This is a genomic window from Klebsiella sp. KPN54798, from assembly GCF_021184225.1.
Taxonomy (GTDB): Bacteria; Pseudomonadota; Gammaproteobacteria; order Enterobacterales; family Enterobacteriaceae; genus Klebsiella; species Klebsiella pneumoniae.
The window spans coordinates 3,624,418-3,644,689 of the sequence record NZ_CP089234.1 but is presented as its reverse complement, the minus strand read 5'-3'; the positions used below and the strand labels follow the sequence as shown (position 1 = coordinate 3,644,689).

The 20,272-nt window shown below is 56.7% G+C and carries 15 protein-coding genes and 2 pseudogenes; 7 read left to right on the top strand and 10 right to left on the bottom strand.

The features are described from left to right. Window positions 1-88 precede the first annotated feature (88 nt). The 3 genes from glnH to rhtA all read right to left on the bottom strand — a co-directional run bounded on the left by glnH (window position 89) and on the right by rhtA (window position 2,872). Window positions 89-835 (bottom strand): glutamine ABC transporter substrate-binding protein GlnH, encoded by a 747-nt coding sequence (gene glnH, locus LPQ25_RS17565; protein ID WP_002895839.1) that lies wholly within the window; start codon window positions 833-835, stop codon window positions 89-91. 408 nt (window positions 836-1,243) lie between these two features. Then, a complete protein-coding gene (gene dps / locus LPQ25_RS17560; RefSeq protein WP_002895841.1) occupies window positions 1,244-1,747 on the bottom strand; it encodes a DNA starvation/stationary phase protection protein Dps in 504 nt (167 codons plus the stop codon). Window positions 1,748-1,984: 237 nt separating this feature from the next. Next, window positions 1,985-2,872 (bottom strand): threonine/homoserine exporter RhtA, encoded by an 888-nt coding sequence (rhtA, locus tag LPQ25_RS17555; protein ID WP_002895842.1) that lies wholly within the window; start codon window positions 2,870-2,872, stop codon window positions 1,985-1,987. Window positions 2,873-3,223: 351 nt separating this feature from the next. On the opposite strand from rhtA, the gene ompX reads away from it, so the two are divergent. After that, window positions 3,224-3,736, top strand: a complete 513-nt coding sequence (gene ompX / locus LPQ25_RS17550; RefSeq protein WP_002895845.1) for an outer membrane protein OmpX — start codon at window positions 3,224-3,226, stop codon at window positions 3,734-3,736. Between the two features lie 90 nt (window positions 3,737-3,826). Here the strand turns inward: ompX and LPQ25_RS17545 are convergent, their stop codons facing one another. Next, window positions 3,827-5,407: a phosphoethanolamine transferase gene (locus LPQ25_RS17545; protein ID WP_002895847.1), complete on the bottom strand. Its 1,581-nt coding sequence runs from the start codon at window positions 5,405-5,407 to the stop codon at window positions 3,827-3,829. Between the two features lie 268 nt (window positions 5,408-5,675). After that, window positions 5,676-5,801, bottom strand: coding sequence for a manganase accumulation protein MntS (gene mntS, locus LPQ25_RS17540; protein WP_002895851.1), 126 nt, complete (start codon window positions 5,799-5,801; stop codon window positions 5,676-5,678). A 185-nt stretch (window positions 5,802-5,986) separates the two neighbouring features. On the opposite strand from mntS, the gene mntR reads away from it, so the two are divergent. From mntR to LPQ25_RS17520, 4 genes are all read left to right on the top strand, one after another. Next, window positions 5,987-6,460, top strand: a complete 474-nt coding sequence (mntR, locus tag LPQ25_RS17535; RefSeq protein ID WP_004183487.1) for a manganese-binding transcriptional regulator MntR — start codon at window positions 5,987-5,989, stop codon at window positions 6,458-6,460. Beyond that, window positions 6,457-7,569 carry an anion transporter gene (locus tag LPQ25_RS17530; protein WP_002895863.1) on the top strand — a complete coding sequence of 371 codons (1,113 nt, stop codon included), beginning with the start codon at window positions 6,457-6,459 and terminating at the stop codon, window positions 7,567-7,569. Before mntR ends, LPQ25_RS17530 begins: the two co-directional genes overlap by 4 nt. 169 nt (window positions 7,570-7,738) lie before the next feature. Further along, window positions 7,739-9,115: a glycoside hydrolase family 1 protein gene (locus LPQ25_RS17525; protein WP_014907909.1), complete on the top strand. Its 1,377-nt coding sequence runs from the start codon at window positions 7,739-7,741 to the stop codon at window positions 9,113-9,115. A gap of 68 nt (window positions 9,116-9,183) precedes the next feature. Beyond that, complete coding sequence (locus tag LPQ25_RS17520; RefSeq protein WP_004151705.1) at window positions 9,184-9,900, top strand: GntR family transcriptional regulator; 717 nt, start codon at window positions 9,184-9,186, stop codon at window positions 9,898-9,900. Window positions 9,901-10,044: 144 nt separating this feature from the next. Here LPQ25_RS17520 and ldtB read toward each other — a convergent pair whose 3' ends face one another. Both ldtB and LPQ25_RS17510 read right to left on the bottom strand, forming a co-directional pair. Beyond that, complete coding sequence (gene ldtB, locus LPQ25_RS17515; protein ID WP_002895871.1) at window positions 10,045-10,959, bottom strand: L,D-transpeptidase; 915 nt, start codon at window positions 10,957-10,959, stop codon at window positions 10,045-10,047. Window positions 10,960-11,159: 200 nt separating this feature from the next. Then, window positions 11,160-12,075, bottom strand: a pseudogene (locus tag LPQ25_RS17510) (tyrosine-protein phosphatase). Window positions 12,076-12,123: 48 nt separating this feature from the next. Here LPQ25_RS17510 and LPQ25_RS17505 point away from each other — a divergent pair. Beyond that, window positions 12,124-13,716: an ABC-F family ATPase gene (locus tag LPQ25_RS17505; RefSeq protein WP_002895876.1), complete on the top strand. Its 1,593-nt coding sequence runs from the start codon at window positions 12,124-12,126 to the stop codon at window positions 13,714-13,716. Between the two features lie 133 nt (window positions 13,717-13,849). On the opposite strand, the gene LPQ25_RS17500 is transcribed toward LPQ25_RS17505, so the two are convergent. Together LPQ25_RS17500 and LPQ25_RS17495 are read right to left on the bottom strand one after the other, a co-directional pair. Further along, window positions 13,850-16,213: a glycoside hydrolase family 31 protein gene (locus tag LPQ25_RS17500; RefSeq protein WP_012737700.1), complete on the bottom strand. Its 2,364-nt coding sequence runs from the start codon at window positions 16,211-16,213 to the stop codon at window positions 13,850-13,852. 15 nt (window positions 16,214-16,228) lie between these two features. After that, window positions 16,229-17,528, bottom strand: a pseudogene (locus LPQ25_RS17495) (MFS transporter). Window positions 17,529-17,770: 242 nt separating this feature from the next. Between LPQ25_RS17495 and LPQ25_RS17490 the strand changes: the two are divergent. Further along, entirely contained in the window at window positions 17,771-18,901 is a 1,131-nt protein-coding gene (locus tag LPQ25_RS17490) for a LacI family DNA-binding transcriptional regulator (protein ID WP_004219745.1), read from the top strand. On the opposite strand, the gene LPQ25_RS17485 is transcribed toward LPQ25_RS17490, so the two are convergent. Continuing rightward, on the bottom strand, window positions 18,898-20,163 hold the full coding sequence (locus tag LPQ25_RS17485; RefSeq protein ID WP_004176744.1) for a DUF1479 domain-containing protein: 1,266 nt from the start codon (window positions 20,161-20,163) through the stop codon (window positions 18,898-18,900). The genes LPQ25_RS17490 and LPQ25_RS17485 overlap by 4 nt on opposite strands. Between the last annotated feature and the right edge of the window lie 109 nt (window positions 20,164-20,272).

The window sequence follows — 20,272 nt, the reverse complement described above, 5'->3', positions numbered from 1 at the left end:
CCTCCGCCAAAATACCGTCTCCCGCCGAGCCTGTGCCGGAAGACCGTTGTGGTGTCGCCGGACCTCGGTCCGGCGAAGTACGTTTTTATTATTTGGGTTCAGTGCCGAACCATTTTTTATAAATTTCGTTATAGGTACCATTGTCGCGCAGCGTTTTCAGCGCACCGTTCACTTTCTCACGCAGCTCGTCGCTGCCTTTCGGGAAGGCGATACCGTAGTTTTGCGCTTCCAGTGATTCGCCTACCGCTTTGAACTTACCGTTGCCCGCGGTTTTGATGAAGTACAGAATATTCGGCGTATCGTGCAGCACGGCATCCGCGCGACCGGTTCCCAGCTCCATATAGGCGTTATCGATGTTCGGGAACTGACGCAGATCTTTGGTTTTGATATTGGCTTTCGCGTAGTCAACGGAGCCGGTGCCGCTCTTCACCGCGACCACTTTACCGTTCAGATCTTTGACATCTTTGATGTCGTTATTATTGGCGTTGACCATCACCAGCAGGCCGCTTTTGTAGTAGCCGTCGGAGAAGTCGATCGCTTTTTTACGCTCGTCGGTAATGGTGATCCCCGCCAGCGCCAGATCGATATTTTTGGTTTGCAGCGCCGGGATAATGCCGCTGAAGTCCATTGGCTTCAGGGTGTAGTCGAGCTTCAGCTCTTTGGCGATAGCCGCCCACAGGTCAACGTCAAAACCCACATACTTATCGCCTTGCTTAAATTCGAACGGGACGAACGCCGTATCGGTGGCGACAACCAGGGTCTTATTGGCGGCATGGGAAGAAACCGCAAAAGCCAGGGTCAGTGCAGCCAGTGAAACTTTAAATACAGACTTCATAGCATTTCCTTTTATATCCACGGGACGATCCCCTGCGAGAACGACTAGCCTAATGAAAAAATCGTGCCACTTTTACAAGCTGTTGTTTTTCAACAAACGAAGCGTAAGTCGTTGCACAAGAACGATCATTTCAGGCAGTGACTGCACCATGATGGGGCGTCATTTTGGTGCGTCATAAGGGTGCTGAATTACCAGCCCATTTTTAGCGCAAACCCTGATGGGAAAACAATCTCGACGTAACGATTGTGTGAGGTGATTATTACAATCTTTTTACTTTTGCGCGCATTTTCATCAATCTGGTGCCCTGAAACGGTGCAAGGCCAGTGGGGGATGAAAAGCAAAGGATGGAATATAGGGCAGGGAGAAACGCTGAGGCGCCGCCGACCGCGCTGGGCCGGCGGCAAAGCCTTACTCGATGTTGGCTTCAATGAACCACAGGAATTTATCCAGATCGCGGGAAGCCGCGGTGAAGATATCTGCAGTGTCTTCGTCTTTTGCTTCGTCGATCGCCTTACGCACATCGTTCGCCACTACCGCGTAGCGGTCAGCCAGGGCTTTCAGGTGATCCTGAACGTGATGGATGTCCAGCGGGTAGCTCTGCAGCGGGGTTTTGCTGTTAATGACCTGAGTGGTACCCAGGGCGACGCCGCCCAGCTGCACCGCGCGCTCGGCCATGGTGTCCAGATGTTCGGTCAGCGCGGTACGGAAGCCATCCAGCATTTCGTGCACGGCGATAAAGTTCGCACCGCGCATATTCCAGTGTGCCTGCTTGGTGATAAGTGACAGGTCAATGAACTGGATCACCTGGCGATTCAACAGCTCAATGGTCGCTTTCTTTTCGCTGTCAGCGACATCGTTGCGGGTATAGACCAGATTAGACGCTTTTGATTTAACCAGTTTTGCGGTACTCATCGTTTCATATCCTCTTGATATTGATGCTCATCACACTTCAGATCTGAATGATGTGGAGCGTTGTCCCAAATGACTTCGGAAATAAGTATAGCAAGGGTTTTCAAGAGTGAGGCATCGGCAGGCTATATCACTCCGATAGCGCAAAGTGGTTGGTTATTTTAAAAATATTTAAATATCAGCTATTTATATTTGGCTGAACGGCCCGGATTTCTCTCGGGCCGGCGCCGTAACAGAATGTTAATTGATATCGACCTGCTCGACTTTACTCTGCCGTTGCATCGTCAGCGTGGCGCCCATCGAGGCGATAATGATCGCGCCGAGCGCCAGGGTCTGGGAGAGCTTCAGCGTTTCACCGAGGAAGATCATACCGGAGAGGGCAGCTAACGCTGGCTCAAGGCTCATCAGCGTGCCGAAGGTGCGCGTCGGCAAGCGCGTCAGGGCCATCATCTCGAGGGAGTAGGGCAGCGCGGTAGAGAGAATCGCGATCCCCAAACCCAGCGGCAGCAGCGACCACTGCCACAGCGTATCGGTGGCCTGCGCCATGCCTAACGGCACAAACACCAGCGAGGCGATGAGCGACCCCATCGCTACCGTGGCTGGACCATGCTCTTCACCGGCACGCTGTCCGGTCAGAATATAGACCGCCCAGCACGCCCCGGCGCCGAGGGCGAACAGCGCGCCGGTTAAATCGACCTGCGCCACGTTCTGCCCCAGCGGCAGAAGATACCATAGTCCGAGGATCGCCAGCGCCACCCAGACAAAATCCAGCGGGCGGCGCGAACCAAACAGCGCCACCGCCAGCGGGCCGGTAAACTCCAGGGCCACCGCCACGCCGAGCGGAATGCGCTGCAGGGATAAATAAAAGAGATAGTTCATCGCCCCGAGCGCCAGGCCGTACAGTAGCAGCGGCACGCGCTGCGCCGGGGAGAAACGTAGCCGCCATGGCTTGAACACCACCACCAGAATCAGCGTTCCCAGCGCCAGACGCAGGGCGGTGACGCCCGGGGCGCCGACCACCGGGAACAGCGATTTAGCAAGCGATGCGCCGCTTTGAATCGAGGTCATGGCGACTAAAATCACCAGTATCGGCAACCATGCCGCCGCTTTTCTGGATGGACCGGGCATCCTTTCTCCTGTCAGGTTTTGTCAAAAGGGGTAAAAGTTCCAGTGTACTGGAATTACCTGCCGGCGGTTGAGCTAATGTTGAAAAAAACAGGGGAAAAAACAGTACAATGGCGAAAACTGCTGAGAAATTCACCAGGCGGTTAGGATTAATCTGGATGCTTGCGAATTTCTTAATGAGCGTTAAGATGTAAGTTAACGCCAAAAATTGTTGTTTTCCATATTGTTACAGAAATATGGAAACTTTTGGTTACATGAAAAAGTATGTTAGACAATGTAAACTCCAAAGAGTTTCCCAAAAGTTTTTGATATATTTAAGGCTTAGGACTTATTAGAAACACATTTGAGGTGGTTATGAATAAAATTGCACGTCTTTCAGCACTGGCCGTTGTTCTGGCTGCATCCGTAGGTACCACTGCATTTGCTGCAACTTCTACCGTAACCGGCGGTTACGCGCAGAGCGACATGCAGGGTAAAGCGAACAAAGCTGGCGGTTTCAACCTGAAATACCGTTACGAGCAAGATAACAACCCGCTGGGCGTTATCGGTTCCTTCACCTACACCGAGAAGGATAACAACAGCAACGGTACTTACAACAAAGGTCAGTACTACGGCATCACCGCTGGTCCGGCTTACCGTCTGAACGACTGGGCAAGCATCTACGGCGTAGTGGGTGTTGGTTACGGTAAATTCCAGAACAACAACTACCCTCATAAATCCGATATGAGCGACTACGGTTTCTCCTACGGTGCTGGTCTGCAGTTCAACCCGATCGAAAATGTTGCTCTGGACTTCTCCTACGAGCAGTCTCGTATTCGTAACGTTGACGTCGGCACCTGGATTGCTGGCGTGGGTTACCGCTTCTAATCACTCCGGTGATATGAAAAATCCGCCTCTCGGGGCGGATTTTTTTTGCCTGCTGACGGCCGGCCCGGGCGACTGGCCGGGCCGGCGCGATTAATTGACTGTGAACTCATCGGTACCGAGGTGAGCGTAGTCCACCTTCTGCAGCTGGAAGTTGGTGATGTACACCGGACCGGCCTTTTGCTCAGAGATAAACCGATAGCGTGGGGTGATTTCCGCCGCCTGGATCCCGGTCCACTGGGAGAAGAAACTGAGGAAATCATTCGCCGAACGCTGCGCCTTAATCACTTTATGCGCTTTGTCATCGCTGGATAGCACCATAAACGGCACCTGGAAGTTCTGCTGGAACTTATCATCATGCGCCAGATACTGCACCTCTTTGCCCCGCTCCTTGAACGCCAGACCATGATCGGAAAAATAGGTCAGGGAAAAAGTGTCACCGGAATTTTGCAACTGATGATAAAGCTTAGCCAGCAGCGAATCGGTCTGCGTCATGCTGTAGAGGTAGCATGAGGTCTCTTTCGACTGAACGAAAACCGTGTATTTGCCCTTGGTCCGATCGCAGGCCTGTGGGTGAGAGCCCATCAGGTGCAGGACAATCAGCTGCGGCTGGGTACGCTGGGTTGAGAGCACCTGCTCGGTCAGCTTCAGCAACTGCTCGTCCTGGGTGTTTTTATTGGCTTCGAAATCGCCGTTTTTCAGGAACTGTACTTCATCCGCCCGTTTGGCGATGCTGGCGATAGCGGTGTCGTACTCGCCAATTTGCCCCTGGTTGGAGAACCACCAGGTCTGGAAACCGGCGCGGTTGGCGAGGGTGACAAAGTTATCCTGATACTGTGGTTTGCCATCGACCACCCGGTTAAGCGTCAGGCCGAGCGATTTCTGCGTTGAGCCGCTGGCGGCGATGTAGTTGTTAAACAGATAACCGTTTACCGAGCTGGCAAACGGCGTGTTGTCCCAATGGCCACCGAAAGCGCCGAGGGCATCGCGGCGCGCGCTTTCACCGATCACCACCACATAGAGATGGTATTTTGGCTTTACCGCCAGCACGTGCCAGCTGTCTTTCATGCCAGCCAGCTGCGCCATCCGGGCCTGTTCGTCCAGCACCTCGTTGTTATTCACCACCACGTCTTTGACAAAACGAAAGGCCGGATAACCGGTGTCAATCACCTTGAATACACCGCCCCAGGCAAGGTTTTGCACCGGCTGGAGAAAGAAGATCCCGATGCTGAACAACAGGCCCAGCGTATCCATTTTTCCCCAGCGTGATGGCTCAACGATCCTACGGCGAACCGCAATGACCCCGAGAGCGAAGATGAAGACCGCCAGCAGATAGTTGTACCACGGGAAGATGGTCAGGATTTCCGTAGACTCTTCCACGTTGGTGGCGTGCAGCGCCAGCAGAGTGTTGAAGTTGGGGGCACCGTAGGCCTGGCCAAAGGGATAGTACAGAGCCGCCAGCAGGGAATAGGCGCCGACCACCGCTTTCTGGACGCGCGGAAAGGCGCGCCAGAGCAGATGTAACACGCAGGTAAATGCCACGGTATAAAGCAGGCTAAATTCATAGCCCAGCGCCAGGTTAATTAACAGCGACTGTAAAAAGTAGAATCCCGTCCATGGGTTCAGTGCCAGTCGGCGGGCGACCAGCGTATCTTTCAGGGTGGTGACATTCATAGTAAACAATCAAAAAGAGGCCATGCGCATCCCCTGGCGTCAAGGGGTAAAACCTGCTGGACAGTGCGTGAAGAGGGTCTCTGCGAGCCGCGAATGTGGCAGGGCTGTGCAAAGATAGGGCTTGTAAATGGTAAGGTCAACCAGACATAACAGATTGTTTTGCGAGGGCGCTTACAAAACTTGAAAAAAGGTCAGGGAAACGGGGGGAACCGGTCATTTTACCGGCAGAAAATGACAGAAAAATGAAGCGGCGTACCGCGACGCCGCCTTAGGAATTGGGTTTGCCCTGCTGCGGTTTACCGTTGATCATCTCGCACAGCATACCGATCAGCATTAATCGTACTTTAAAGGGTGAATGGCTAAACACGTTTATGCACCTCTTGAATTCATTCATCTGCTCTCCTCCTGCCAGTTCGCTCCGTCATTCCCTGATGGATGTTTGCATTATATACAGATATAGCACAGGCTATATTTTATAGCTATGGCTAAAACGTTAATTTTTTGTGCTCTTGGCGCAATCCATTACAATGTGGATCTTTTTATACGATGCTTGACGCGTCACACGAATGAGGAAGCACAATGAACCGTCGCGCAGGTAAGCCAATAACAAAAAAAGTGACGCAGTTAGTGAATGTTGAAGAGCACGTGGAAGGGTTTCGCCAGGTGCGGGAAGCGCATCGCCGCGAGCTGATCGATGACTATGTGGAGCTGATCTCCGATCTGATCAACGAAGTGGGCGAGGCGCGCCAGGTGGATATGGCCGCGCGTCTTGGCGTTTCGCAACCGACGGTCGCTAAAATGCTCAAACGCCTGGCCAGCGTCGGTCTTATTGAACAGATCCCCTGGCGCGGGATCTTCTTAACCCCGGAAGGTGAGAAGCTAGCCCAGGAGAGCCGCGAGCGCCATCAAATCGTGGAGAACTTCCTGCTGGCGATCGGCGTCAGCGCGGAGATTGCCCGACGTGATGCGGAAGGGATGGAGCATCACGTGAGCGAAGAGACGCTGGCGATGTTCCTGAAATTTACCCAAACACAGGGATCTCAGGAAGCATGACTCTTCCCTTCGTCCAGTCGCTGCTGCGCGATCGTTTTCTCCATTTGCTGCTGATTATCGCCTGCGTGCTCAGCGCCATCGTGCCGTTTGTCCCGGCAAGCTGGCCGGCGGCCATTGACTGGCATACCATCGTCACGCTTAGCGGCCTGATGTTGTTGACTAAGGGGATCGAACTGAGCGGCTATTTTGACGTGCTGGGCCGAAAAATGGCCCGCCGCTTTGTGACTGAGCGCCAGCTGGCCATCTTTATGGTGCTGGCGGCGGCGCTGCTGTCTACCTTTCTTACCAACGACGTTGCGCTGTTTATTGTGGTGCCGTTGACGCTGACGCTAAAAAAGTGGTGCGCCATCCCGGTGAACCGGCTGATTATTTTCGAAGCGTTGGCGGTGAACGCCGGCTCGCTGCTGACGCCGATCGGCAACCCGCAGAATATTTTGCTGTGGGGACGATCCGGCCTCTCTTTCTTCGGGTTTATCGGTCAGATGCTGCCTCTGGCAGCGGCGATGATGCTGACCCTGCTGGCGCTGTGCTGGTTCTGTTTTCCGGCGAAGCGGCTCAGTTACCAGAGCAGCGACAGGGCGCCATCATGGCAACCCAAGCTCGTCTGGAGCTGTCTGGGACTGTATGTGGTGTTTCTGACGGCGCTGGAGATGAATCAGGCCCTGTGGGGGCTGGCGCTGGTGCTGCTGGGCTTCCTGGTGCTGGCCCGGGCGGTGATCGTCCATGTCGACTGGTCGCTGTTGCTGGTGTTTATGGTGATGTTTATTGACGTCCATCTGCTGACCCAGCTTCCGGCGCTGCACCAGGTGCTGAGCGGGGTGGGGACCCTCTCCGGCGGTGGACTGTGGCTGACCGCTATTGGCCTGTCGCAGGTGATCAGTAATGTGCCCTCGACTATTCTGTTGCTCAACTATGTCCCGCCGTCAATACTGCTCGCCTGGGCGGTTAACGTGGGCGGCTTTGGCCTGCTGCCGGGCTCGCTGGCCAATATTATCGCCCTGCGTATGGCCAGCGATCGGCGCATCTGGTGGCGCTTCCATCTCTACTCCATTCCAATGCTGCTATGGGCGGCACTCAGCGGCTACTGGCTCTTCAAACTCAGCGCCTGATCTCAACAGAATCGCGCCATCATTCACTTCGATCGCCAGGATCGCCTTTCGGGGCGATCTTTTTTTGTCCGGCTCACAGAAACCGATCCCGGCCTTTGCTTACCTTTTCACTTTCCGGTATATGACTAGTCATTACGTTTAAATGACTAGTCATATACCGAGGCGCAGCATGAAGAACAGACTACCGGCAGATTTTTTATGGGGAAATTCCGTCTCCAGCATGCAGACGGAGGGGGCGTGGAACGAGGGTGGCAAGGGGATGTCGGTGTATGATATCCGTCAACCGGCGGAGTTCGCCTCCGACTGGAAGGTGGCGACCGACTCTTATCATCGTTATCGGGAAGATTTCGATTTGATGCAGGATCTGGGCATGAACTGCTACCGTTTTCAGATCGCCTGGAGCCGGGTGTGCCCTGACGGAGATGGCGAATTCAATGAACAGGGGATTGCCTTCTACCATCAATTTATAGATGAACTGATCGCCCGCGGCATTGAGCCGATGATCTGCCTGTACCACTTCGATATGCCGCTGTCGCTGGCGGAGCGCTACAACGGTTTTACCGACCGCCGGGTGATGGACGCTTTTATCCGCTACGGCCAGAAGATGATCGCCTGCTATGGCGACAAGGTGAAATATTGGCTCACCTTTAATGAGCAGAATCTGTACCATTCGCCGGAAGCGTTTCTGATTTCCGGCTATCTGCAGGGGGAGAAGACCCTGCGCGAACTGTATCTGATCCAGCATCATGTGATGATGGCGCACGTCCATCTAACTCACTATCTGCACCAGACGAAGCCGCAGTGTCTGATGGGCGGAATGCTGGCTCACGCTCTGGTCTATCCGGCTACCTGCAAACCACGCGATATCCTCTGCGCCCAGCAGCTGGATGAGTTCTTAAACCAGAACCTGCTGCGCGCCTACGCGGGTGAGGGTTATAGCCCGGAGGTGATGCATTTTGTCGCCGCGGAAGGGTTCGATGATATCTATCGTCCGGAGGATCTCGCCCTGATGGCGACGGTGAAGGTCGATTATCTGGCGTTCAGCTTTTACGCCAGCCGCACATTGAACAGCGACGCGATCCCGCCGGGAACGGCGGTCAACAACTATATGCTGTTTGGCAACCAGGATAACCCGTTCCTGAAAGCGACGGAATGGAACTGGCAGATTGATCCGCTGGGCTTCCGGACGATCATCACTCGTTACTATAACGACTGGCGCCTGCCGGTGTTCCCGATTGAAAACGGCATCGGGGTGATTGAGTCCTGGGACGGCGAACATCCCATTGCCGATGATTACCGCATCGCTTACCATCGCGACCATATCAACGCCATGAAAGCGGCCATCTTTGAGGATGGGGCGCAGGTGATCGGCTATCTCGGCTGGGGATTAATCGATATCCTGAGCTCACAGGGCGATATGCGTAAGCGCTACGGCGTGGTGTACGTCAATCGCGAAAACCATGACCTCAAGGACCTGCGGCGGGTGCCGAAGAAGAGCTATGCATGGCTGAAGCAGGTGTTCCGCAGCAACGGCGAAGCGATGTAACGCTGCCCTGGCGGTCAGATGGTGTATCCAGCCCGCCAGCCACTCACTGAATGGATAAGGACCGGGAAATGACGGCGAAGTATCTGCAAATCGCGCGGGAAATAAAAAAACGCATCATCAGCCAGCAGTATCCTGCCAGCGCGCCGCTACCCGACCAGTTTGCGCTGGCGGCGGAGTTCAGCACCAGCCGGATGACCATCCAGCAGGCGATGCGCCAGTTAATCGTCGAAGGGCTGATCTATACCCGAAAAGGGCAGGGCACCTTTGTGCGGAAAAATTTCCTTCAGCTGTCGCAGTGGGAGCTGCCCGGCAGCGACTATTTCGGCGCCACCAAAACCTGGGAGCATCTTGGCGAGGTGCAAAGCGAAGTGGTGCGCTTTGCGGTGCGCTTTCCCAGCGACAAGGAGCAAAGTTCGCTGCTTATCGACGCCGATGCCCCGGTGTATGACTTTGTTCGCCTGCGGCTGCTCAACGGCGAGCCGGTATCGCTGGATCTGACGGTCATGCCGGTGGGGCTGGTGCCGGGGTTAACCAAAAGCCATCTGGAAGGTTCCGTGTTTCGCTATGTGCAGGAGACGCTGGGGCTGAAGCTGATGGGATCTTACCGCGTGGTGCGGGCGATGAAGCCCGGGGAACTGGATAAACAGCATCTTCACTGCGAACCGACCGATCCGGTGCTGGAGGTGGAGCAGGTTATCTATCTGGAGGATGGCACGCCGCTGGAGTACGCCCACTGTCATTATCGCTACGATCACGGCGGGATTATTCTGGTGAATAACGGCTAGGCCGGGGCTCCTGCTGGCGCTGCGCATAGCGGGGTTACGGCGTGGTAGGGTTTGGTAGCCCGGGCGAGCGTTAGCCGCCTCGAGGGAAAATGCCGATAAAAAAACGGCGGGCATCAGGCCCGCCGTTTTTCTTGTCAGCACAACTTAGTTCAGACGCACCGGCATACCGGAGCGGTTCTGGATAGCCTGCTCAACCACGTTCTGATCGACATCAGACTGGCTGGTAACTGCCTGCACCGGCTGAGTCAGGGTGATCGGCACGATCTCGCCGCCCTGGAACTGCGCTTCGGTGGTCGACAGCGGGTTGTGCACCTCGATGTAACGGCTGCCGTCCGGCTCGGTGGTCGCTTTTACCGGCTCATCGATAAACTGTACGCGGGTGCCGACCGGCACGTTCTCAAACAGGAATTTGATGTCATCGTTACGCAGACGCACGCAGCCGTGGCTCACGCGCAGGCCGATACCGAAGTTAGCGTTGGTGCCGTGGATGGCGTACAGACGGCCGATATACAGCGCGTACAGCCCCATCGGGTTATCCGGACCGGCCGGTACGACGGCGGGCAGCGGGTTGCCGGCGGCGGCGTATTCAGCATGCATTTTGGCGGTCGGTGTCCAGGTCGGGCCGGCCTTCTTGCGTTCGACTTTGGTGGTCCAGTTGATCGGCGTATCTTTACCTAACTGGCCGATGCCGATCGGCAGAACGATCACGGTATTGGTGCCTTTCGGGTAGTAGTACAGACGCATTTCCGCGCTGTTGATAATGATCCCTTCATGCACGGTATCCGGCAGAATCAGCTGCTGAGGGATGTTCAGGACGCTACCGCCCTTCGGCAGGTAAGTATCCACCCCCGGGTTGGCTTCCAGCATGTTGGAAAGCCCCATCTGATATTTCGCCGCGAAGTATTCCAGCGGCTGTTTGTTATCATCCGGAATGGTAATGACCTGATTCTGACCAACCAAACGGCTGCCATCGGTTGGCAAAGGATAGGTGACAGCAGACGCTGTATTGCAAAAGCCTACGATGGCGAAGGCTGCCGCTAAGAGTGTAGATAATTTCATAGTCTTTAATGTCGTGTGCGAAATCAACGCCACACAGGCCTTTGTTAATGATTGAGACAGTAGATGGGAGCGCATTATATGTGCATTCCGCTGAACAGGTAAATCAGATGTGTACGAAATCACATTTTTTTCCCTGTCGCCTCGGCTGCCGCGGTCCGGCATGCGGCCGAAGCATCGCTCGCCGCGCGGGTAACGGGTGGTTACTCTTCCAGCAGCCGGGCCTGCAGCGCGGCGCGAACCGGCGCGGTAAGCTGGTACTCTGCCGCCAGCCAGGCGTCGACGGTGCCATAGCGCTGGTGAATAGCCGACAGCGCGGAGGCGAGATAGGACTCTTTTACCGTCAGAATATCCGCCAGGCTTTGGCGCCCTTGGGCAGTGAGGTCGTTGCCGAGCAGCTCCAACATCCAGGCCTCCACCTGCGTCAGCATGCCGTGGGTAAGGAGATACTCCTCCATCACCGTTTCGCTGTCGCAGCCGACGGCGAACAGCGTTAACGCGCAGCCGACGCCGGTGCGATCTTTGCCGACCGCGCAGTGTTGCAGTAAAGCGCCTTCAAAAGGCGTGGTCAGCCAGGCGGCGAGCTGGCGATAGGCCGGGTTGTTAAACGGCAGCTGGCGGTAGAGTTGCAGCATAAACTGCTCGCCGTTCAGCGCGTTAAGGGTGGCGGCATTCAGCTCGGTGACCTTCGCATTAACCTCGCTCACCGGCGGATTGGCCGGCGCGTTAAGATAATGGGTAAGCGGGCTAAGCTTGTCCGGAGTACGGGCTACCTCTCCGGGGTCGCGATAGTCGAGCACCCGGCTGAGCGGCAAAGTATCGAGGTGGTTGAGATCCTCCGCCGTTAACCGGTTTAGCGCGCCGGATCGCAATAGCTTGCCGCTGCGGACGCGGCGTCCGTCGGCGGCAAGCTGGCCGCCCAGGTCGCGAAAATTGATGCCGCCCTGCAGGGATAAAAAAGCCGGGTGTCGCGATAGGCTGCTGGTCATGGGACTCCTTATAAATACGTACAGAATAACCGTTTGAGCGCGGGTTTCCGGCTCATCTGACAAAGACCTTAGCACAAGCGCCGCGGTGGAATTTACCGCAGGCCGTGAAAAGTGTGTCATTTGCTGGCATAATGTCTGCTGTATCACACCCCTCATACTCTTTTTTCAGGATATCCCCGTGCTAGTATCCAGCAACGTTACCATGCAGTTTGGCAGCAAGCCGCTGTTCGAAAATATCTCCGTTAAATTTGGCGGCGGCAACCGTTATGGTCTGATCGGCGCCAACGGCAGCGGTAAATCGACCTTTATGAAGATCCTCGGCGGCGATCTCGAACCGACGCTGGGCAACGTTTCACTCGACCCGAACGAGCGCATCGGTAAGCTGCGTCAGGATCAGTTCGCCTTTGAAGCGTTCACCGTGCTGGATACGGTCATCATGGGCCACGGCGAGCTGTGGGAAGTGAAGCAGGAGCGCGATCGCATCTACGCCCTCGCTGAGATGAGCGAAGAAGATGGCTACAAAGTGGCCGACCTGGAAGTCAAATATGGCGAAATGGACGGCTACTCGGCGGAAGCGCGCGCCGGCGAACTGCTGCTCGGCGTCGGCATTCCGGTTGAACAGCATTATGGCCCGATGAGCGAAGTCGCGCCGGGCTGGAAGCTGCGCGTCCTGCTGGCGCAGGCGCTGTTTTCCAATCCGGATATCCTGCTGCTCGATGAACCGACCAACAACCTGGACATCGACACCATTCGCTGGCTGGAGCAGACGCTGAACGATCGCGACAGCACCATGATTATCATTTCGCACGACCGTCACTTCCTGAACATGGTCTGCACCCACATGGCGGATCTCGACTACGGCGAGCTGCGCGTGTATCCGGGCAACTACGACGAATACATGACCGCGGCTACCCAGGCGCGTGAGCGTCTGCTGGCGGACAACGCCAAGAAAAAAGCGCAGATTGCGGACCTGCAGTCGTTCGTTAGCCGCTTCAGCGCCAACGCCTCTAAATCGCGTCAGGCCACCTCGCGCGCGCGCCAGATTGACAAAATCAAGCTGGAAGAGGTTAAAGCCTCCAGCCGTCAGAACCCATTTATCCGCTTCGAGCAGGATAAGAAACTGTTCCGTAACGCGCTGGAAGTGGAAGCCCTTACCAAAGGCTTTGATGAAGGTCCGCTGTTCAAAAACGTCAACCTGCTGCTGGAAGTGGGCGAAAAGATCGCCATTCTGGGCGCCAACGGCGTGGGTAAATCCACCATGCTGAAAACCCTGGTAGGCGAACTGCAGCCGGACAACGGCAGCGTGAAATGGTCTGAAAACGCGCAAATCGGCTACTACGCGCAGGACCATGAGTACGAGTTCGAAAACGACCTGACGGTCTTCGAATGGATGAGCCAGTGGAAGCAGGAAGGCGACGACGAGCAGGCAGTACGCAGCATCCTCGGCCGTCTGCTGTTTAGCCAGGACGATATCAAAAAGCCGGCGAAGGTGCTTTCCGGTGGCGAGAAAGGGCGCATGCTGTTCGGTAAGCTGATGATGCAGAAGCCAAACATCCTGGTGATGGACGAACCGACCAACCACCTGGATATGGAGTCGATTGAATCGCTGAACATGGCTCTGGAGATGTATCAGGGCACCCTGATCTTTGTCTCCCACGACCGTGAGTTTGTCAGCTCGCTGGCGACCCGCGTCCTGGAGATCACTCCGGACCGCGTGATCGACTTCAGCGGCAACTACGAAGACTACCTGCGCAGCAAAGGTATCGAGTAATCCCTGTCCGTTACCCGGGTAGCGGCTACGCCTTACCCGGGCTACCAAACCGCATAGTGCTGTAGCCCCGGTAAGCGATAGCGCCACCGGGGATTTCTAGACCACCAATACCGGCATTTCAGCCGGCCTATGGTCAGAGTCTCCACTCGGTCCCTTCAACGCCATTCACCAGCAGCTTACGCTTTTCTCCTACCGGTAATGACAGCTTCAGCGCTTTCCAAGCCGGGCGATAGTTGCCGCGGGCGTTGATATCCAGGTTTATGCTGCTGGCGCTGCAGGTCATTTCCCACTCCAGCCATAGCGCATCCCCCTGTTTATAGCCCCAGCTTTCGCCGTCGTCTTCAAACAGCAGACCGCGGGTTGAGCCGGTACCTTTCAGCGGGAACAGCTGCAGTTCGCGACGATCGTCTTTTTGCGCATCGACATGGCTGATACGTTCACTAAGCGGCAGACCGGCGCCGGCGCGGACCAACAGCGGCAGTTTTTCCAGCGGCGCGTCCAGCGTCACCCACTGGCCGCCGGCGAACCACTGATGGCTGTAGAAATCGTACCAACCGGCCTGATTATCTGGCAGCCATACTTCACGCTGGCGGGCGCCAGGCTCGACCACGCTGGCCACCAGCAGGTCGCGGCCCAGCAGGAAGTCATCGCATTCGGCGAAGGTCTGCGCATCGTGCTGGTGATCGAGGAAGGTCGGGCGGAGCATCGGCTCATCATCAGCATGCGCCTGCCATAGCAGAGTGTACAGATAGGGCAGCAGGCGGTAGCGCAGCTCAATGGCTGAGCGGATCGCCGGAGTGATGGCCGGATACATCCATGCTTCGTTTACCGTCTGGTCGTCATTCCACGAGTGAATGGTAAAGCGCGGATGCATGACGCCATTTTGTACCCAGCGCACAAACAGTTCCGGCTCGGGTTTATCGCCGGAGAAACCGCCGACGTCGTGGCCGACGTTAAACAGCCCGGAAAGGCTCATCCCCAGGCCCATGCGGATGTTATAGCGCAGCGTATCCCAGTTGGTGCGGTTGTCGCCGCTCCAGGTCTGGACGTAGCGCTGCATCCCGGCGCAGCCGGAGCGGGAGATCAGATATGGGCGCTTTTGCGGCGCAAAGCGCTGCTGGGCTTCCAGCGAGGCGCGCATCATCAACAGCGGCATCACCGGGCGAATATGTTTGATGGCGATTTCGCGGCCAAAGCCGTAGCAGCGGGCTTCGCCGTCCCATACTTCGTATTCGTTATTATCGTTCCAGGTCGAATCGATGCCCATCTCCAGTAGCTGGGTGGTCACGCCTTCCTGCCACCAGGCCACGGTTTGCGGATTGGTGAAATCGAGATGCGACCCTTCATCATCCCAGAAGCTGGAACGCTCCGGAGCGTCAGTTTGCGAATCGCGAATGAAGAGACCGCGCTCCGCCACCTCGCCGTAGCGCGGGTGATCCTGCAGCAGGCACGGTTTGATATTGGCGGCCAGCTTCAGCCCGGCATCGTGAAACGACTGGCTCATCACTTTGGGCTGCGGCACCTTGTCGTAGTTCCAGTTAAAGACGTAGCGCTTGCCGTTGATTGAGGTATAGCCGGAAGAGAGCTGGAACGAATCGCAGGGGATCGCGTGCTGCTCGCACAGGCGGATAAAGTTCATCAGCTGATTTTGCGCATCCGGCGCGTCGGTATAGTGCATGGTGGAGCCGCTGTAGCCGAGGCTCCATTTGGGTCCAAACAGCGTTTTACCGGTCAGGCGAACGAAGGCTTTGGTCACATCCAGCACCTGCTTACCGGTAAACAGGTAATAATCGATGTCGCCGGCTTCCGCCTGCCAGCGGCGATAGGCGGTGTGGTAGTTGTCGATCTCGTTCCCCAGATCCAGCCAGCAGCTGCTCAGGTTGTCATAGAACAGGCCGTAGCTGATATCGCTGCGCTGGGTGATGGTGAACGGAATATGTTTATACAGCGGGTCAGTGCTGACGGCGTTGTAGCCCATGGCATCGAGGTTACGCATCTCATAGCGTTTACCGGTGCGCTGCAGGTCGCCGGCCTTTTCGCCCAGGCCGTAGAAACGCTCGTCTTTGCGGCGGCTCAGATAATGGGCGACGCCGTCGCCGTGGGCATTCGCCAGGTAGGCGCTGGTCGGACGGTCATTGGCAAGCGGCTGCCATTCGCCGGCCTCGTCGCGATAGCTCCACTCCAGCCACAGCGGCTGGTGAACGGTGACGCGCAGCTGGCGGGTGGCGATAGTCAGCGTATCGCCCTCCCGGGTCAGCTGCCAGGCCGGGAGACTAAAACCGCTGAGGTCATCCCGGGCGCGGCCTTCCCACGGCACATCCTGCTGTGGAGCGATGCTCCAGGTGCGATCCAGCGCCAGCTGGCCCTGGCGTTTTAGCAGGACGCGGAACAAATTCTCTTCCAGTACGTACAGGCACAGGGTGTGCTGGCCATCGACCGTCAGTTCAACGTGATGCTCCAGCTGTTGATGCAAACTCCAGTGTTTCAGCGTCTTCATATCTTACATCCACTCTCAGGCGCGCTTGGCGCGACGTTCAGCAATAAATGCCACCAGGAAAACGGCGCCAATCAGGTCAAAGAAACCCATGGCGATAAATAGCGGGTTGAAGCCGATTTTGTCGGCGGTCACCCCGATTAATAACGAGAACAAGAAGCTGGCGATCCACGCTGCGGAGCCGCGCATACCGTTGACCGTCGCCATTTGTCCCTTGTCGAAAGACTCCACCACCAGCGCGCTGAGCATGCAGGAGATGATCTGATGGCCGAAGCCGCCAATGGAGATCAGGATGATGGTGATATAGGGATCGCGGGTGATGGCGACGAGGGCCAGGGAGAGCATCAGGAACGCGCCGGTTACCGAGCTGGCGATCACCGAGTTCACTCGCGTACAGCCGAACCAGCGAACATACAGGCGGGTGAGGTAGCCGCTGACCACGCTGCCGAGATCGGCGGCGAGAAACGGCAGCCAGGCAAACATGGCGATCTGCTTCAAATCCATGCCGTGCTCTTTCGCCAGGTACAGCGGCACCCAGAAACTCAGCACCGCCCAGGCGGGCTCGGCCATAAAGGCGGGAATGGCGATCCCGTAGAAACGTTTATTTTTCGAGACGGTTTTGAGCGCGGTAAAGAAGGGCTGTTTTACCGGCGGGCTTCGTTATCCTGTTTGATGTACTCCAGCTCGCTTTTGCTGAGATTGGGGTGCTTTTCCGGGTCTGATAGAAGGCCCACCATAGTACTACCCACAGTAGCGCCAGCGCGCCGGTAAACATAAACGCCCCTTGCCAGCCGAAGGAGGCGTGGGCGAAGTAGATGATCGGCGGGGCCAGCATCGCGCCGATGGAGAACCCAACGCCAGCCCAGCCGGCGGCAATCGGGCGTTCAGATTTCGGAAACCATTCGCCGATGGTTTTGGCGTTGGCCGGAGTAGCGGCCGCCTCGGCCCCACCCATAAAGAAGCGCAAAATAGCCAGGTGCAGCCAGCTACCGGCCCCGGCGTGGGCGATACAGGCCAGCGCCCACAGGGTGGCGCAGATCATAAAGCCAAGCTTCAGGCCGATGACGTCGATAAGCCAGCCGCACAGCGGCTGGAAAATCGTGTAAGCCAGCTGAAACGCGCCGACGATCCACGAGTATTGTTCGGTAGTAATGCCGAGGGTCGCTTTCAGTTCCGGCGCGATAATTCCCAGCGAGTTGCGTGTGATGTAGTTGACGGTAACGCCAAGTAAAAACAGGACCAGCACCCACCAGCGCAGGTTTTTCACTACCCGGCGCGTTTTGCTGACGGCGATATCATTGTTGAGGCCTTGACTCATAGCACACTCCACAAGACGTTTGTAGGGGGAAAGTGACGGTCTCACTCCCTGAGTGGTCACGTAGATTTATTAACTATTTGAATAGTCTATTTTTTATCTCAGCATCATTGGTATAACTAGTATGGGAGATGTTGGACCAATTCAGGCTAGGGCAGAAAAATCGTCTGGCAAAGCGCTATTTATGCAAGTTTTTTCATGAAATGAGCGAGATCGCATATTTGACAGCGGAATTTGCTTGTAACGTGTGCTTTGGCGATTATGAAAATTCTTTCATTTTTCAATCGGAGCTGGATCACAAAATGGATAAAAAGCTGCGCGTCGCCGAAATTGCCGCCCGCACCGGGCTATCGCCCAGCACCGTTTCACGCGTCCTGGCCGGGAAAGCGAATACCAGCGACAAGGCGCGCCGGGCGGTGCTGGACTGCGCCCGCGAGCTGGGTGTCATGCAGGGGTTGGCCGCCGGGCGTCTGCTGCTCAATCATCTGCTGGTGTTTGCCCCGCAGCGCGCATTCGATGAGCGATCGGATATCTTCTACTACCGGGTGATCCAGAGTATCAATAACGCGCTGGCGGCGCATGAAGTGCGCCTGCGCTACTGCGCGCTGGATGAGAACGACAGCGACGCCAACCTGTTTCTTGCCCGCATGAATGAACCTGAGACCCAGGCCGCGGTGCTGCTGGGGATCGACGATCCGCATATTCATGGCCTGGCGGCGGATCTGGGCAAACCCTGCGTATTGATCAACTGTCGGGATGAAGGGATGCGGCTGCCGTCCATCGCTCCCGATCATCGGCTGATCGGCCAGTGCGCGGCCCGCTATCTGTTTGATATGGGGCATCGGGCGGTGATGAACGTGATGTGCCTGCGCCGCTATACCATGGAGCTGCGGCTGGGGGGGATTCAGGAGGCGTGGCGCGCGCGTAATCTGCGCTTTACCGCCAGCCGGGATCTTATCAGCGTCGCCAACTTTAGCGCCAGAGAGACGGAAGAGCAGGTGGGCGCCTGGCTTGACGGCTTACAGGGCAGGCCGTTGCCCACCGCCTTCCTGGTGGGCGGCGATTTTATGGCCGCCGGCACCGTCAGCGCATTGCAAAAGCGTGGCCTGCGGGTGCCGCAGGATGTCTCGGTGATGAGCATTGACGGATTTAATCTGGCGGCGATTCAGGAGGTGCCGCTGACCGCGGTGCATGTGCCGCGGGATGAGCTGGGCAGCGAGGCGGTGCATCTCCTGCAGCAGCGCCTGCTGCGCCCGGAGGCGCCGCACGGCTCGCTACTGCTGCATGGCACGCTGGTGGTACGCGATTCGGTACGGCGGATCCGGCCGGGCAAAGGCCATACCGCCGTCGAGCCGCAGGGGCTGTATGACGATTAGACCGGCATACCCAGCGCCCGTTTGCCGTGGATATTCAGATCCTCCAGGGTGAAGCGCCCCTGCCAGCTGGCTTCATAGTCCTCGCGCGGGAAATCCCCCGGCGAGGCGCCTTTTTCCAGGGCGATTTTTACTTTCTGCGCGTAGGCGAGGTTCTTCTCGCACATCGGCGCGGCCGGAATGTACATCACATTTCCCCAGCCCTGCTGATTTTCCACCGGTGCCACCGAGTGAATGATGTCGCAGTGCCACCAGACGGAGTCCCCGGCATTCAGCGCTGGAATCGAGCTTAACGCTTTAATTAAGAGCGGGTGCCACTGCTCAGAGATCGGCAGCACTCTGCCCGGCGCGACGCCGCACAGCTCATCTTCCGGCACATCGTCGAGCAGGGGGCGCAGCAGCACATAAGCCATCGCCTCCGGGATCGGCACCACGTGCAGCAGCCCCTGACCCGGGATCATGTCCGACAGCGCGGTCCAGCCCTGGAAGGTACGGAACACCGAGCATTTGGTGGTGTTGTCGACGGTATACTCTTCCACTTCGGTACGGTGCGCGGCGTCCCACGGGTCGTAGGCGTCGATATTGCCATTAAAAACGTTGGCGAAAACCTGCTGATAGGCGGGAAGCAGCCAGCGCTCCAGCGCGCCGGAATCGGTATGCGCCCCCAGCCCCTTCGAAGTGGTTCCCGGCGGGCGGCGGCGGATGCGGTCGGGATAGATCACGCTGACGTCCGGATCGAACCAGCGTTTGCCATTCTGTTCAAAACGCCACAGGCGGTTGAGAAAAGATTGCACTGCCGCCATTTCATCGCTCTGCCGCGCCTGCATTTGCGAGGGCGACCAGTAGATCGGGTAGATCTCCGGGCGCGAAGCCTCCAGCGAACCGAAGAAGCTGTCGCCAGGCCCTTTGTAAACATCGTCGAAATGGTTGCGATCCAGATATTCCAGCATCGCGGTATCCCACGCCAGCGCCTGTTCGCGTGGGAAGTGGCCTTTAATCACCGCGCAGCCCCGGCGCTTAATGGCCGCGCGCTGCTCATCGCTCACTGTTCCTTCGGCGATATCGCGGAACGGAACGGTTGGCCAGACCTCCTGGCCTGCGGCTTTCAGTGTCTCAATCTCCTGCAGCCGCTCGCTGATGCGCGCTGAGAGCTTATCGAACACCGCCTGGACGTCGCCAATTTGCGCCCGCAGGGCCTGTTTCATCTGGCGAATCGCCGCTTTGTGATCGGCGGGAAGTGTTTCGTGGGTCGGGAGAGCAGCCATAATAACCTCGCTGTATCTTTCATTCGAAAGTATCAAATCTTACAAACGTTAATTTAAGTTAAAATGGAGTTAATGCAAGTTTAAAATCTTGCTGCGGCGCACAAAATGG